At 69.2% G+C, this 14,926-nt stretch carries 15 protein-coding genes; 8 read left to right on the forward strand and 7 right to left on the reverse strand.

What is annotated here, in order from left to right; genetic code table 11:
* Window positions 1-2 precede the first annotated feature (2 nt).
* A complete protein-coding gene (locus tag ACOCEP_RS06930; protein WP_482336392.1) occupies window positions 3-338 on the forward strand; it encodes a YbaB/EbfC family DNA-binding protein in 336 nt (111 codons plus the stop codon).
* Here ACOCEP_RS06930 and ACOCEP_RS06935 read toward each other — a convergent pair.
* On the reverse strand, window positions 335-937 hold the full coding sequence (locus tag ACOCEP_RS06935; RefSeq protein ID WP_482336393.1) for a DUF2537 domain-containing protein: 603 nt from the start codon (window positions 935-937) through the stop codon (window positions 335-337). The genes ACOCEP_RS06930 and ACOCEP_RS06935 overlap by 4 nt on opposite strands.
* A gap of 27 nt (window positions 938-964) precedes the next feature.
* Window positions 965-1,780, reverse strand: coding sequence for a TrmH family RNA methyltransferase (locus tag ACOCEP_RS06940; protein WP_482336395.1), 816 nt, complete (start codon window positions 1,778-1,780; stop codon window positions 965-967).
* 216 nt (window positions 1,781-1,996) lie between these two features.
* Between ACOCEP_RS06940 and ACOCEP_RS06945 the strand changes: the two genes are divergently transcribed.
* The 3 genes from ACOCEP_RS06945 to ACOCEP_RS06955 all read left to right on the forward strand — a co-directional run bounded on the left by ACOCEP_RS06945 (window position 1,997) and on the right by ACOCEP_RS06955 (window position 4,856).
* The gene (locus tag ACOCEP_RS06945; RefSeq protein WP_482336396.1) at window positions 1,997-3,496 is read left to right on the forward strand and encodes a glutamate-cysteine ligase family protein; all 1,500 of its coding nucleotides are present in this window, start codon (window positions 1,997-1,999) and stop codon (window positions 3,494-3,496) included.
* A 24-nt stretch (window positions 3,497-3,520) separates the two neighbouring features.
* Entirely contained in the window at window positions 3,521-4,114 is a 594-nt protein-coding gene (locus ACOCEP_RS06950; protein ID WP_482336397.1) for a TetR/AcrR family transcriptional regulator, read from the forward strand.
* Window positions 4,115-4,187: 73 nt separating this feature from the next.
* Entirely contained in the window at window positions 4,188-4,856 is a 669-nt protein-coding gene (locus ACOCEP_RS06955) for a biliverdin-producing heme oxygenase (RefSeq protein ID WP_482336398.1), read from the forward strand.
* Window positions 4,857-4,927: 71 nt separating this feature from the next.
* On the opposite strand, the gene ACOCEP_RS06960 is transcribed toward ACOCEP_RS06955, so the two are convergent.
* From ACOCEP_RS06960 to ACOCEP_RS06980, 5 genes are read right to left on the reverse strand one after another with little or no spacing between them, the layout of a single operon-like run.
* The gene (locus tag ACOCEP_RS06960; protein ID WP_482336399.1) at window positions 4,928-6,775 is read right to left on the reverse strand and encodes an HtaA domain-containing protein; all 1,848 of its coding nucleotides are present in this window, start codon (window positions 6,773-6,775) and stop codon (window positions 4,928-4,930) included.
* A gap of 1 nt (window position 6,776) precedes the next feature.
* The gene (locus tag ACOCEP_RS06965; protein WP_482336400.1) at window positions 6,777-7,589 is read right to left on the reverse strand and encodes a hypothetical protein; all 813 of its coding nucleotides are present in this window, start codon (window positions 7,587-7,589) and stop codon (window positions 6,777-6,779) included.
* Complete coding sequence (locus tag ACOCEP_RS06970) at window positions 7,586-8,371, reverse strand: heme ABC transporter ATP-binding protein (protein ID WP_482336401.1); 786 nt, start codon at window positions 8,369-8,371, stop codon at window positions 7,586-7,588. The genes ACOCEP_RS06965 and ACOCEP_RS06970 overlap by 4 nt, the downstream gene beginning before the upstream one ends.
* Window positions 8,368-9,402, reverse strand: coding sequence for a FecCD family ABC transporter permease (locus ACOCEP_RS06975; protein ID WP_482336402.1), 1,035 nt, complete (start codon window positions 9,400-9,402; stop codon window positions 8,368-8,370). The genes ACOCEP_RS06970 and ACOCEP_RS06975 overlap by 4 nt, the downstream gene beginning before the upstream one ends.
* Window positions 9,399-10,490: a heme/hemin ABC transporter substrate-binding protein gene (locus ACOCEP_RS06980; RefSeq protein ID WP_482336404.1), complete on the reverse strand. Its 1,092-nt coding sequence runs from the start codon at window positions 10,488-10,490 to the stop codon at window positions 9,399-9,401. Before ACOCEP_RS06980 ends, ACOCEP_RS06975 begins: the two co-directional genes overlap by 4 nt.
* Window positions 10,491-10,572: 82 nt before the next feature.
* Between ACOCEP_RS06980 and ACOCEP_RS06985 the strand changes: the two genes are divergently transcribed.
* The 4 genes from ACOCEP_RS06985 to ACOCEP_RS07000 all read left to right on the forward strand — a co-directional run bounded on the left by ACOCEP_RS06985 (window position 10,573) and on the right by ACOCEP_RS07000 (window position 14,699).
* Entirely contained in the window at window positions 10,573-11,085 is a 513-nt protein-coding gene (locus ACOCEP_RS06985; protein ID WP_482336405.1) for a hypothetical protein, read from the forward strand.
* Window positions 11,086-11,178: 93 nt separating this feature from the next.
* A complete protein-coding gene (locus tag ACOCEP_RS06990; protein ID WP_482336406.1) occupies window positions 11,179-13,038 on the forward strand; it encodes a serine hydrolase domain-containing protein in 1,860 nt (619 codons plus the stop codon).
* A gap of 198 nt (window positions 13,039-13,236) precedes the next feature.
* The gene (locus ACOCEP_RS06995; RefSeq protein ID WP_126730446.1) at window positions 13,237-13,860 is read left to right on the forward strand and encodes a superoxide dismutase; all 624 of its coding nucleotides are present in this window, start codon (window positions 13,237-13,239) and stop codon (window positions 13,858-13,860) included.
* A gap of 89 nt (window positions 13,861-13,949) precedes the next feature.
* Window positions 13,950-14,699 (forward strand): arylamine N-acetyltransferase family protein, encoded by a 750-nt coding sequence (locus tag ACOCEP_RS07000; protein WP_482336407.1) that lies wholly within the window; start codon window positions 13,950-13,952, stop codon window positions 14,697-14,699.
* Window positions 14,700-14,926 lie beyond the last annotated feature (227 nt).

The following is a 14,926-nucleotide window of genomic DNA, read 5'->3' on the forward strand; positions in this document are numbered from 1 at the left end:
CCATGGCGGAACTCAGCAATCCCCAGCTGATCGAGGAAATGCGCTGGCAGCTGCGCGAGATCGAGGCGCGCAAGGCCGAGAACGCCAAGGCGCTCGCCGCGTCGGGTGGCGTGACCGAGGTGACCTCACCCGACGAGACGGTGACGGTGGCCGTCGGCCCCGGTGGGGTGATCAGCGAAGTCCGGCTCACCGACAAGGCGATGGCGTCGAGCGCGAGCGCGCTCGGCGAGGTCATCACGGCGACCATCCGGCGGGCGCTGACCGGAGAGACAACGCCGCGGCCGGAACCCGTCGAGGACGACCACGACGAGCCGGCCGACACCGTCTTCGATCTCTAGAAGACGACGACCAGCACGCCGATCCACGCGATCACGATCCCCGCGGCCGCGCCGAACGACGCCCACCGCACGATCGGCACCCGTCGCGCGAGCCACAGCGACGGCGCGATCCCGGCGGTCACGACGGCGGACGCGAGCAGCGCGAGCCAGCCGTTGGTCTCGCGCGCGAGGGTGTTCGCCAGCGCCAGCATCGCCACGACGACCAACGCCGCGGCGAACGCGGAGACGGTCAGCCCGGTGAGCCACGGCGTCGGTTCCCCGGCGGGGTCCGGCGTGCCGAAGAGCCGCCGCGCGAGTTCGTTGCGGGGCGTGGGGGCGGGCGGGTCGATCATGACCCGGGCGCCGGAGACGGGATCGACGAACCGCACCGACGTGCCCATCGTGGCGGCGACCCGCTGGGCGAGCTGCCGGCCTCGCTGCGAGACCACGGACGCCGCCTCGGTGCCGGAGCCGCCGACGGCGGAGGCGACCCTGGCCCATTCGTGCAACGCCTGAGCGAGATCCGAACCGATCGCGAGCGAATGCGGGTCCACCTCGCGCGCGCTTTCGCCGCCCGGACCGGCCAGCACCGCGCGTCCCTCACGGATCCGCAATTCCATGGCTTCTCCTCGTGCTCGCCCGGGTGCTCACGATAGCGGTGGACGCGTCTCGTAGAACGCGATCGCGCCCGCCGTGGCGACATTCAGCGAATCGACGCCTTCCGGCATCGGGATCCGCACCGCGACGTCGGCGGCGGCGATGGCCTCCTCGGTCAGGCCCGGGCCTTCCGCGCCGAGCATCAGCGCGACCTTCTCCGGTGTCTGGTCGCGTAACTGGCGCAGCGAGACGGAATCCGCACGCGGGGTGAGGGCCGCGATACGGAAACCGCGTTGCCGCAGCAGTTCGAGGTCGGCGGGCCAGGTTCCGAAGGTCGCGAACGGCACGCGCAGGACGTGCCCCATCGAGACCCGGACACTGCGCCGGTACAGCGGATCCGAGCAGCCGGCACCGAGCAGGACGCCGTCGACGCCCAGCGCGGCCGCGTTGCGGAACAGCGAACCGAGATTCTCGTGGTCGCCGACGCCTTCGAGCACCGCGAGCACCCGCGCGCCGTCGATGACCTCCTCCACCGCCGGCGGCGGAGACGGCCGGTCCGCGACGGCCAGGATGCCGCGATTCAGGTGGAAGCCGACCACCTCGGCCATCGTTTCGGCCGAAGTCACGTAACCCGGGACGTCGACGCCGTCCAGGTCAGCGCCCAGTTCATGGAATCGCCGTTCCACCCCGAGCAGCGAGCGGACCGGATAGCGGGACTTGAGCAGCCGCTCGACCACGACGGTGCCCTCGGCGATCACGAAGCCCCGCCCACCCGGTCTGTCGGGACGCCGATCGGCTGTGGACAAGTCGCGGAAATCGTCGAGCCGCGGGTCGTCGCGATCGTCGATGGTGATCAGTTCTGCCACCCGGAGAGTGTGTCATCCGCCCGCTGCGCGCCGTTTGCGTCCGATCGTCGACGGGTAAATGGTACGAATGGACGTATTTTGCTGTCAGTTAACCCCTCGTGACAGAGAGCACCAGTTTGGCCGCTAGCCGGGCGGCTGCGAGGCGTGAAACCGTTGGGCCGCCTGGCAGTCCCGCCTGGATCCCGCGGAGCGTGGCCAATGAGGAGCTCGACGAACATGGGTAAGAATCTTTCGGCGGACCCCTCCGAGCCGCAGGATCGCGGCCGCTATCGCCGGAAGGTACAGCGCTGCCTCGACACCCTGGCCCGGATGCTCACCGACGGAAGTTTTTCCTTCCCGCGCAAGAACATCGGCCTCGAAGTCGAACTCAACCTCGTCGACGGCCAGCTGCGCCCGTCGATGACGAACACGACGGTGCTCGAAGCGCTGAACGATCCGTCGTTCACCACCGAACTCGGCCAGCACAACCTGGAGCTCAACGTGCCGCCGCGGCCGCTGGCCGGCGAGTCCGCGCTGCAACTGGAGGACGACCTCCACGCGTATCTGGGCGCCGCTTCGCGCAAGGCCGAGGAATCCGGCGCCTCGCTGGCGATGATCGGCATCCTCCCGACGTTGCGGCACGAGCACTTCGACCAGAAGTGGCTGACCAACAACGCCCGGTATTCACTGCTCAACGACCGGATCTTCGCCGCGCGCGGCGAGCGCACCGTGCTCTCGATGGAGGGCGCGCCGCTCCCCGGACGCCAGCCCGAGCGGCTGCGCAGCTACTCCGAATCCATCCTGCCCGAGGCCGCCTGCACGTCGGTCCAGCTGCATCTGCAGGTCGCGCCGGAGGAGTTCGCGGCGCACTGGAACGCGGCGCAGGCGCTGGCCGGGGTCCAGATCGCGGTCGGCGCGAACTCGCCTTTCCTGCTCGGCAAGGCTCTCTGGCACGAGACGCGGATCCCGCTGTTCCTGCAGGCCACGGACACCCGGCCCGAAGAGCTGAAGAACCAGGGCGTGCGGCCGAGGGTGTGGTTCGGCGAGCGGTGGATCACGTCGATCTTCGACCTGTTCGAGGAGAACGTCCGCTACTTCCCCGGCCTGCTTCCCGAGACCGACCGCGAAGACCCGATCGAGGCGCTCGACTCCGGGCAGGCCCCGAAGCTCACCGAACTGCGGATGCACAACGGCACCGTCTGGCGCTGGAACCGGCCGGTCTACGACGTCGTCGACGGCCTGCCGCATCTGCGGGTGGAGAACCGGGTGCTGCCCGCGGGCCCGACCGTCGTCGACATGGTCGCGAACGCCGCGTTCTTCTACGGCGCGCAACGGGCGCTCGCCGAAGCCGACCGTCCAGTGTGGACACAGATGTCGTTCCAGGCGGCCGAAGAGAACATGTACGCGGGGGCGCGCCGGGGTTTCGACGCGCAGCTGTACTGGCCGGGGATCGGCTGGATCCCGCCGGACGAGCTGGTGCTGCGGGTCCTGCTGCCGCTGGCGCACGAGGGACTACGCCGATCGGACGTTTCGGACGAAGCGAGAGAGCGCTACCTGGGCATCATCGAGCAACGGTGCCTCACCCGGCGGACCGGCGCGGCGTGGCAGCGGGAGTACGTCCTGCGCGCGGAGGAGCGCGGCGCCGAACGGGAGACCGCGCTGCATCGGATGCTGGGCCGGTACCTGGAGCTGTCCGCCACCGAGACGCCGGTGCACACCTGGTCGCTGGAGGCTTAGAGTCTTCCTCCAGGGAGGTGGCTCGTGCCCAAGATCATCGGCCGGTCGCTGGAGGAGCACCGGCGCGAGGTCCGCAGCAGGGTGTTCGACGTCCTGCGCGGGCAGCTGTACGAGCGCGGATTCGACGCGATCACGCTCGCGGGGGTCGCCGCCGAAGCCGGCCTCGGCCGCACGGCGATGTACAACCACTTCCCGGACAAGGAAAGCCTGCTGGTCGCCTTCGTCGAGGACGAGGCGACGCGGTACGTCGAAAGGCTGACGGCGGCGGTCGCGACCGCGGACACGCCGGTCGAGAAGCTTTCGACGTTCGTCCGGCTCCAGCTGCGGGTGCTGGCCGAGTACCACCTGCCGCCGGGAACGGCGCTCGCGTCGGCGCTGGCACCCGCCGCGTACCGGCGGATCAGCGCGCACGCCGATCCCATCACCGGCCAGCTGCGCGAGATCCTCGCCGAGGGGGTGCCGGACGAGGATCCCGACGTTGTGATCCCGATGATCACCGCCGCGCTGGGCAGCCGTCAGGTCGTCGACGTGCCACCCGAACGGCTGGACGAAGCGATCGAGGGAGCCGTCCGCTTCGTGCTCAGAGCGGTCGGGATGACCGGCGAATCGAAAAATTAGGGTAGCCTAACCCGAGGTTGTGCCTTACGCTCTTTCTGACAGCATGTCAGATCGATGCTTGGAGGCTCTGTCCATGCCGGTGACCACCGACGTCGAATCCGGGCCGTTCTCCGCGACCCTGCGCGCCTCCACCCTGCCCGCCCACGAGCGGGCCAACCACTCCGAGTACATGAACGCGCTGCTCGGCGGCGAGCTCACGCGCGACGGGTACACCCGGCTGGCGATCCAGTACTACTTCATCTACCAGGCCATCGAGCAGGCCGCCGACAAGCTGGCGAAGGACCCGGTGGCCGGCAAGTTCGTCTTCGAGGAGCTGCGGCGGCTGCCGAGCCTCGAACGCGATCTCGCACACCTCGTCGGCCCGGGCTGGCGCGACACCATCCGGCCGCTGCCCTCGACGGAGCGCTACGCGCGACGCGTGGCCGAGGCGTCGGACTGGTCGGGCGGGTTCGTCGCCCACCACTACACGCGCTACCTCGGCGACATCGCCGGCGGCCAGGTCATCCGGCGGCTGCTGGAGCGCAAGTACGAGCTCACCGAAGCGGGTTCGCTGTTCTACCACTTCGACCAGCTGGGCAGCGCGCCCAAGTTCCGGGACAACTACCGCGAGCAGCTGAACGCGGCACCGTGGACCGAGGACGAGCGCGCGCGGCTGATCGAGGAGGCCATCGTGGCCTTCGAGTGCAACATCGCGGTGTTCGACGAGCTGGCGAGCGAGCTGGACGCGTACCGGGCCGCCTGACCTCCGCTCTCCCTATGTCATGAAAGGGCCGTTCAGGACGAAACATGTCCTGAACGGCCCTTTCATGACATTCAGGGCCGCTGACCCGACGCGGTCCGCCGCCGCACCACCAGCACCAAAGCGAGCCCGGCGCCCAGCAGCACCAGACCCCACAACAGCCAGACTCCGCTGTCGGCACCGGTGGACGCCAGCGCCGAATCCGGCCGGTACTTCACGTCCGGCACCAGATCATCGGCGGCACCCGGCCCGGCACCGGCACCAGGCCCGGACGCACCGGGCCCCGGCAGATGAGCACACGAGGCACCCAGGCTCACCGTCGCCTCGTCGAGCGCCTCGCCGACCTTGTAGAACTTCGCGAACGCCTCCGCGTTACCCAAGGTGACCTTGATCCCGGCGACGCTCAGCGCCCCGGCCCCTTCGGTCGTCTTCGCCGCCGCGAGGTCCAGCGAAGCGAGCTCGACACCCGGCTGGTCGATCGGCGGCGACGGCGCCCCACTGGTCGTCTTCAGTTCGACGTCGGCGTAGAGCTTGCCCTTCCCCTGCGCCACGACCACTTTCGGCCGTCCGATCGACAACTCGAAGGAGTGAGCCGGGTAAGCGAAGGTCACCTTGCCCCGGAACTGGGTCGTGAACTCGGTCGCCGACCTGTACTGAGCGCTGTCGAAGCCCCATCGATAGGCGCCGCTCGGCGGCCCCGTCCCGTCGATCTTGTCGACGTCGGTGAACTCGACACCGTCCGAGGCGGTGATCGACGTGCCCGATCCGATCCCGACGTAGCGGCGGAAGCTCTGCTTGAAGCCCCACAACAGGTTCCCCTGTTTCACCGAATCCGGGGTGAGCACGCACGGCGCCGAGGAGGAGGTCGTCGTCGTGGGCGGTGCCGAACTCGAAGGCACCGTGCTCGACGTCGGAGCCGGGCCGCTCTTGCCGGGGAAGACGAGCCGCCCGGTGTCGAGCGCCTCGCCCGCCTTGTAGAAGTCGGCGAACGCGGCGGCGCCCGCGGCGGTCAGTTTCGCCGACTCGATGTCGACGGCGACGTTGTCCCCCGTCTGCGCCGGAGCCTTCAGCTTGAGATCCGCCAGCACGACGTCGGACGGCGCCCGTACCTTCTCCGGCGCGGTTTTGGTCCCGTAGAAGGCATAGCCGACCTTCGCGGTGAGCGTCCCGGTGCCGTCGCCGCCGAAGGTGATCCTCGGGTCGGCGATGGTGAAGTCCCAGATCGTATGCGCCTCGAAGATGTACGTGACCTGGCCGGTGTACGAGACCGAACCCTTGCCGGAATCCCCTGTGGACGATCCGTACCTCCACTTGTACGGGTACGGCTCGACGTTCGGCGCCGCGGTGTCCAGCGTCGCACCGTTCGACGGCGTCACGGTGCCGCCGCCCCGGGTGATGTAGTTCCGCCAGGAATGCCGCAGGCCCCAAGCGAGCCCGGTCGCGGGGTCGCCCGCTTCGGCGAACTTCAACGGTGTCGTGCTGTCCCACGTGAGCACCGGCGTGTCCCAGCCGAAGACGAAGACGCTGAACGGCTGCGTCTTCGCGCTGTAGGTCGTCCCGCCCGCGACGTACTCGGCCTTGACGGTGACCGAATACTCCCAGTTCCCGTTGTCGTCCAGCGGGATCTGGCTGCCGACGGCGCCCTTCTTGATCAGACGGCTGACCTGGAAGTCCTTACCCGTCCGGTCGCGGACGTCAGCCTTCGCCGGGCCCACGCGCAGGCCGAAGCCCTTTCCGTCGTTGGCGGCCGGATCGAAACCGGTGCCCTTGACGACGATCTTCGTACCCGCCGGATCGAGGTCCGCGCTCGGTGCCACGGTCACCTTGGGTGTGAACGGATCGGCGGCGAGCGCCGGGGTGACGGCGGCTCCGGCCACCAGCGCGGCGCCCGCCAGCACGGCACCCCATCTTCGCAAGGACACTTCATTCACCTTCCGCGTTGCGGGTCCGCTCGCGGGCCCGGATCAGGGGGACGGCGAGCGCGGCGATCAGCACCACACCCGCCACGACGGCGATCCACCACCACGAACCGGATTCCCCGCTCTGCGCGGCGGGCTTGGCGACCGGAACGGGTTCAGTGGATTCCACAGTGGACACAAGCGGCGCCGAAGAGGACGACGGCGCCGCACTGGAGGCTGGCGGCGGAGCCGAAGACGAAGGAGGCGGAGGAGCGACGGCCTGGGTCGTGGGCGCCTTCGGCACCGCGAACGTCACCGGCGTGAAGGTCTCGTTGTTCGCGTTGACCACGCCGTGCGCGCCGACCGTGATCAGTCCACATCGGACCTTGAGACAGTCGACGTCGACGATCTTCCCGGCGCGGTCGGCGGCCTTGAACCGCGCGCCGGGGATCACCAGCGTCGCCGACCACGTCCCGTTCGCGGCGAGCTCGCCGTTGGCCGCCGACCCGGTGTCACTGCCGGGAAAGGCCAGGAACCGCTGGAAGCCGTTGTTGTCCTTGGTCTCCCTGTCCTTGACGTACCGGTAGGTCTCACCGGCAGCGCCACCTTGGCTCGGCTGCCAGGCGCCGTCGGCGACCCAGCCGAACAGCAGATAGATCCCGCCGTGTCCCTTCGGCACGGACTGGAATCCGGTTCCCTTGACCTGCAACGAGGTCGCGTACTCCGGATCGGCTGAGCCCGGCGAGAACGTCACGGTCGCGCCCGCGGCGGAGGCGGGCAAGGGGACGGCGATCATGAGCAGCCCGGCTGCGACGGCCACTCTCATCAGCTGTTTCATCGGCGCTCCTCGGCCTCTCGGTGGGGAAGGACGATCGGTTTCCCCGTGCGGGGATGGGTCAGGACCTCCACGGGATGCCGGTAGACCTCGCTGAGCAACGACTCCGTCAGCACCTCGGCGGGCGTGCCCACGGCGGCGAGCCGTCCCTCGGACAGCACCGCGACCCGGTCCGCGTACGCGGCGGCGAGCCCGAGGTCGTGCAGGACGACGAGCACCGCGTCCCCCGCCTCGGCCCGTGCCCTCGCGAGCGTGAGGACTTCCTCGCTGTGCGCGAGATCCAGCGCGGCGGTGGGTTCGTCGAGCAGCAGGATCCCCGCCCGCTGCGCGAGCACCCGCGAAAGCGCGGCCCGCGCCTGCTCGCCGCCGGACAACGTGGTGAACCGGCGTTCGGCGAATTCGGTCATCCCGGTCGCCTTCAGCGCGGCCGCGGTCTCCGTGTCGTCGAAATCCTCGGCTTCCGTTCCCCGCCAAGGGGTCCGGCCCATCCGCACGACCTCGGCGACAGTGAACGGGAAGGTCACCGTGTTCTGCTGGAGCAGGACCGCGCGCCGTCGCGCGAGTTCGATCCCGCTCCAGGCACCGAGTTCGGCTCCGGCGACGAGGACGCGCCCCGAATCCGGGCGAAGGTCTCCGGCGAGCAGCCCGAGTGTGGTCGACTTGCCCGCGCCATTCGGTCCGACGATCACGAGGACCTCGCCCGAGCGCACCTGCAGCGATACTTCGCGAAGCAGCGTCTTTCCTTCGACCGTATAGGAAACGTGGTCGAGTTCGGCACCGTTCACGCCCACCCTCCCGAACGCCGCCGGGTGCGCAGGAGCAGCCAGAAGAAGAACGGGCCGCCGACGAGCGCGGTCAGCATGCCGATCGGCAGATCGGCGTAGGTGAACAGGGTTCTGGCGCCGAGATCGGCCGCGGCCAGCAGCAACGCGCCGCCGAAGAGGCTCGCCGGGATCAGCACTCGATGCCCCGGACCGAGCAGCATCCGCAGCCCGTGCGGCACGATCAGGCCGACGAAACCGATGATCCCCGAGTAGGAAACGGCCGCGGCCGCCATCAGCGCGACGACCACCACCGCGCCGATCCGCAGCTTCTCGACGTCCACTCCGAGATGCCTGGCCTGCCGCTCCCCGAGCGCGAGGAGATCGAGTTTCCGTGCCAGCGCGATCGACACGACGACGCCGGCGGCGACCAGCGGCAGCACCGTCACCACGTACGGCCAGCGTGCACCCGCCAGGGAACCCAGTTGCCAGAACACGATCTGTTCGCGGGCGGCCTGATCCGCGGAGAACATCAGGAACGAGATGATCGCCATCGCGACCGCGTTGACCGCGACCCCGGTCAGGATCAGCGTGACCACCTCGGAGCGCCCGCCCGACCGCGAAAGCAGGTAGACGAGCAGCGTGGTGACGAGCCCGCCCGCGAACCCCAGCGCAGGCGTGGTGAAGGCACCGAAGAACGTCCAACCGGCCACAATGGACAGACTCGCGCCGACGGCCGCGCCGGACGAGACACCGACCACGGCCGGTTCGGCGAGCGGGTTGCCGAACACCCCCTGCATCAACGCGCCACAGACGCCGAGCACCCCGCCGACCAGCAACGTCATCACCACGCGCGGGAACCGGACCTGCCACAGCGCGCCCTCGGCGAACGGGTCCAGCGGCGGTTCCGGCAGCCCGAGCCGGTGCAGCACCGAATCGAAGACCTGCGACAGCGGAATGCCGTACTGCCCGCTGCCCGCGGAGACGAGCGAGATCGCGGCGACACCGGCCACGAGCACGGCGAAGACCGCCGTCACCTTGAATCCGCGGTTCATCCGGCGTCGTCCGGTGCGTAGAGGGCCCGCGCCAGCGCGTCGAGCACGCCGGCGGTGAGCGGTCCGAAGCTCAGGATCTGCGAGTCCGCCATGTCGACGACGCGGCGGTGCCGACCGGCGGGCGTTTGCGCCACACCGGGCACTTGGAGCGCGCCGTCGACCCCGCCGACGGATTCGAGCCCCTTGGTCATCATGAGGATCACGTCGGGCGCGGTCTTGGCCAGCGCCTCCGGGTTGACCGGGCGCATGCCCTCGATACCCGCCTCGGTGGCGACGTCGACCGCGCCGAGCGCCCGGATCAGCGAGTCGGCGCCGGATCCCTTGCCGAACAGGTGATACACGCCCGCTTGCCCGCGCAGGTACAAGAAGACGACGCGGAGCTTGCGGCTCGGATCGCTCGGGGCGAGCTTCGCGATCTCCGCTTTCTTCGCGTCGACGTCGGCCGCGAGCCTGGCGGCGAGGCTTTCGCCCGCTTCGGGAACGCCGAGCGCGGCGGCGACCTGCCGGACGATGTCGCCGACGTTCTCCATCGAACGCTTCGAGTCGACGACGACCACGGGCACCCCGGACGCGCGCAACTGCAGCACGGCGTCCCAAGGGCCCAGCGTCGTGTCGGTGATCACCACGGTCGGCCGCAGCGCCAGGATCGCCTCGGCGTTGAGCCGGTGGCCGTTCACGGTGACCAGCGGCAGCTCCTTGGCCGACGGGAAACCGGTCGAGACGTCGCGCCCGACGACATTGCCGCCGAGGCCGAGCCCGAAGACGGTCGCGGCGAGGGTGCCGGACATGTCGAAGGCGAGGATCCGGCTCGTGTCGGTCACGGTGACCTGGGTGCCTTGGTGATCGGTGACGGTCGCCGGGAGCCGCTGAGCAGCCGGTTTCTCGCCGGTGATGTCCGCGCGCGTGAGCCGCGCGGTGGTCGGCCCGGCGTGATTCTTGGGGTCCACCAAGGGCTTGACCTGCGACAGCGGACGAAGGTCGGCGCCGGTGCCGACGGCTTTCGTGGTCGACAACGGCGGTGTCGAGCACGCGGTGACAACGATGGCGAGGAGCACAACGACCGTGGGCAGCAACCCCCTTGACAACATTAGGCAAGGCTAACCATATTTACCGATGGATAGGTAAGCCTCACCTAAGGCTGTAATCTCCTTGTGATCGAAGGGAACCTTCATGTCGAAGAGATCGGTCCTGCTCCGCGCCGCAGTGGTCACGACCGCCGCGACCGCGGCCGTCACCGCGCTCGCGGCCCCGGCGTCGGCCGCGCCGGGCAGTGCGACCCACAACGGCAAGACCCTCTCCGCCTCCAACGCCACCGGTCTCGCCGCCGCCGGCGAGACCATCACCGTCACGGGCAGCGGCTTCAGCTCCGCCGAGGGCTACTACGTCGCGCTCTGCGCCGTGCCCGAGGATTACAGCTACGGCACCAAACCGAGCCCCTGCGCGGGCGGCGACGGCCAGGGCGGCACCGGCGTCGGCCCGTCCGCCTGGGTCACCAACTTCCCCGGCGGCACCTCGCCGATCGCCTCGAACGGCACCTTCACCACGCAGATCCGGATCGCCGAGGTCGGCTCCGGTCTGGACTGCTCGAACCCCTCGGTGACCTGCGCGATCATCTCGCGTCGCGATCACTTCGCCTCGAACGACCGGAATTCGGACGTCTTCATCCCGGTCTCCTTCTCCTGATGGCGGGCCGGTCGCGGGGTAGGGCAGGCCCCACCCCGCGATCGGCGGTCCGCCGGATCCCTTCTCCCCGGGGAAATCCCTAACTTTCGGGGTATGTTCCGAATCGCGGCCACCGCCGCCCTGCTGACCGTCGCGACGGCCTTGACCGCTCCCGCCGCCCAAGCCGCGACACCCGCCGGCGTCTTCGACGAGCTACTTCCGCGAAGCCTTGCCGAGCACCACATTCCCGGTGCCGCCGTGGTGGTCGTCGAAGGCGGGAAGACCGTGTTCTCGGCGGGCTACGGAGTGTCCTCAGTGGACACTCAGGCCAAGGTGGACCCCGAGCGCACGGGGTTCCTGATCAACTCCGTCGGCAAGTCGATCGCCGCGACCGCCGCGATGCAGCTCGTCGAACAGGGCAAGCTCGCGTTGGACGCCGACGTCAACACGTACCTGAAAGCGTTCAAGATCCCCGAAACCTTCCCCGGTCGTCCGGTCACCCTGTTCTCCCTGCTGACCCACACCGCCGGTTTCGAGGACCGTGTGTACCGGATGTTCACGCCGCGGGACGAGGTACTTCCCGCGCTCGCGGAACACCTCGCGAACGAGATGCCCACCCGCGTCCGCCCGCCCGGCGAGGCCGCCATCTACTCGAACTACGGTTTCGCACTGGCCGGGCATCTCGTGGAACTCGCGTCCGGACAGTCCTATGCGGACTACGTGCGGCAGCACATCTTCGAACCGGCGGGCATGAAGGACAGCAGCGTCGCCCAGCCCACCCCGGACGTTCCGCTGGCGAGCGGGTACCGCTGGGACGGCTCCGCGCAGGTCGTCCCGCCCGCCAACTTCGGCCCCGAACCGCCCGCCGGTGACGGGAACCTCGCCACTCCGGCCGACATGGGCCGCTACCTGTCCGCGAACCTCGTCCCCGGCGTGTTCAGCCGCTCCTTGCTCGACCAGCTGCACGGCGCGCGGTTCCGCAACGACCCGCGGCTGCCCGCGATGGGGTTCGGCTTCTCCGAGCGATACCTGAACGGCCTGCGCATGGTGGAGAAGACCGGTGACTCGCCGGGATTCTTCAGCGTGCTGGAACTGATCCCCGAGAGGAACACCGGCGTGTACCTGGCGTTCAACGGCGGCGCCTTCTCCGGCGACGCCGCCGCGGTGACCGCCGAGGTGCTCAAAGCCTTCGTCGAGCGGCTCCAGCCCGCCGCTCCCGTCCCCGCACCCGTGCCCCTCCCGGGTGATGTCTCGCGGTTCGAAGGCAGCTACGGCAACACCCGGCTGGACTACGACAGCTTCACGAAGGTGCGTGCGCTCGCGGGCGGCGTCACGGTGACCGCCGACGGCGACGGCGTCCTGACGACGTCCGGCCTCGGCGAGGGAACCCGGCGATGGACGCAGACGGAGCCGGGGCTGTTCACCGACGCGGCCGGTGAGCGGCTCGCGTTCCGCGAATCCGGCGGGCGGATGCTGCTCTTCGCGGGCGACGACCCGAATTCCTCCTACGAACGCACGTCCTGGCTCGGATCGCCGTCCACGCACCTGCTGACCCTCGGCGTCGCGCTGGTGCTCCTGCTGGGCGCGCTGGTGTGGTGGCCGATCCGCGCGCTCGTCCGGCGCGGCCGGGAGCGGAACCCGTCGGCCGCCCGGTTCGCGACGGTCGCGGCCTGGTCCGCGGCGCTGGCCGTCGCACTGTTCACGGCCGGCTTCGGCGTGCTCATGAGCGATCTGAGCGCCGCCGCCGTGGCGCTGACGTCCGGGCACTCGCCCTTGCTGAGCGTCACCTTGCTCCTGCCGAACGTCGTCCTGCTCCTGACCGGCGCCGCCGTCGTCTGCACGGTGCTCGCCTGGGTCCGCGGCTGGTGGAACACCCCCGCCAGGATCACCTACACGGTGGTTTCCGTGGCCCTGCTCGCCTTCCTCGGAGTGCTCGCCTCCTATCACCTGGTCGGGCTGCCCTACCTGGCTTGATGACCGCCGTCACATCGCCTTGACCTCCAGCTAACTGGAGCTAGCAGGGTGGGTTTCAGGCGGTGGCCCCACCGGGTACAGCCGCTACGAACGGGTCGTTCCACCTGGGGAGAAACGCGGCGCCCCCGGTCGCCGCAAACGGGTGAAGACGACTAAGTTCGTCCTTGGAAACTTGTGTCGAAGACAGAAGGAGGGCCGATGGCCCGCTACGTGCTCCCGGAACTCGACTACGACTACGGCGCCCTGGCGCCGCACATCTCCGGCGAGATCAACGAGCTGCACCACAGCAAGCACCACGCGACCTACGTCAAGGGCGCGAACGACACGCTCGACAAGATCGCCGAGGCCCGCGAGGCCGGCAACTTCGGTGACATCGTCGGCCTGCAGACCACGCTGGCGTTCCACCTCGCCGGGCACGCCAACCACGTCGTGTGGTGGAAGATCCTCTCCCCGGAAGGCGGCGACAAGCCGACCGGCGAGCTGGCCTCCGCGATCGACGAGGCGTTCGGCTCCTTCGACAAGTTCAAGGCGCAGTTCACCGCGGTCGCCACCACCATCCAGGGCAACGGCTGGGCCGCGCTCTCCTGGGACCCGATCGGCAAGACGCTGATCACCCAGCAGCTGCGTGACCACCACAACAACCTGGTCCTGCCGACCACGCCGATCCTGCTGGTCGACGTGTGGGAGCACGCGTTCTACCTGGACTACAAGAACGTGAAGCCGGACTACGTCAAGGCGCTCTGGAACATCTTCAACTGGGCCGAGATCTCCAAGCGGTTCGACAACGCCGTCGCCGGTGGCAACGGCCTGCTGCTCGGCTGACTTCTCGCCACGAAGCGGGGCTCTCCTTCACGGAGGGCCCCGTTTTCGCATCTTGACCTCCAGCCAAGTCGAGATGTCAAGGTGGACGCATGGACGTCGCCGCATACCTCGACCGACTCGGGCTCGACCGCCCCGCCACCGCGGACGTCACCGCGCTGCGGACGCTGCAGGAGCGCCACCTCGCGGTGGTGCCGTTCGAGAACCTGAGCATCCACCTCGGCGAACCGGTCGTCCTGGACACCGAGGCGTTGTTCGGCAAGATCGTGCTCCGTCGCCGTGGTGGGTTCTGTTACGAGCTGAACGGGCTCTTCGCCGCCTTGCTGCGCGAACTGGGGTTCGACGCCGGGCTGAGGTCGGCGAAGGTGTTCCGGCCGGACGGCACCCTCGGGCCGCCCTTCGATCACGCCGTCGTCCACGTCGAGCTGGACGAACCGTGGCTGGCCGACGTCGGCTTCGGCCGGTTCAGCCGGTTCCCGCTGCGGCTGTCCGCCACCGAGGCGCAGGCCGACCCGGAGGGTGAGTTCCTGATCCTCGACGCGCCCTACGGCGACATCGACGTCCTGCTCGACGGGGCCCCGCAGTATCGGATCGAGCGGCGGCCGCGGGCTCTGGACGAATTCACCCCGACGGCGTTCTGGCAGTCGACGTCGCCGGACTCGCATTTCACGCGGGGGCCGACCTGCTCGCTGCCGGCCAAGCACGGTCGGGTCACGCTGGCGGGTGACAAGCTGATCGTCACCACCCATGACGTCCGCGAGGAGACCAGGCTTTCGGGTGATCAGGAGATCCTGGACGCCTATCGGAAGGAGTTCGGGATCGCCCTCGACCGGGTGCCTTGACCTGACCGGCGCCGTCATCGACCATGAACCTTCCGGAATGAACGAAGCCCCGCCTCCGGGGGTGACCCGGTTGCGGGGCTTCGTCCGTTCCCGAACTGACTGCCGCTCCCACCACGAAGCGGACATGTATGAGGTTAGCCTAACCTCATCTACCCCGACAAGGGGTTCGGCGGAGAGATGCCGATCTCACCCGTCCGGGTGACGGCGCACTTGCCCCATGTGTCTTC

The organism is Amycolatopsis sp. CA-211722 (genome assembly GCF_056828465.1).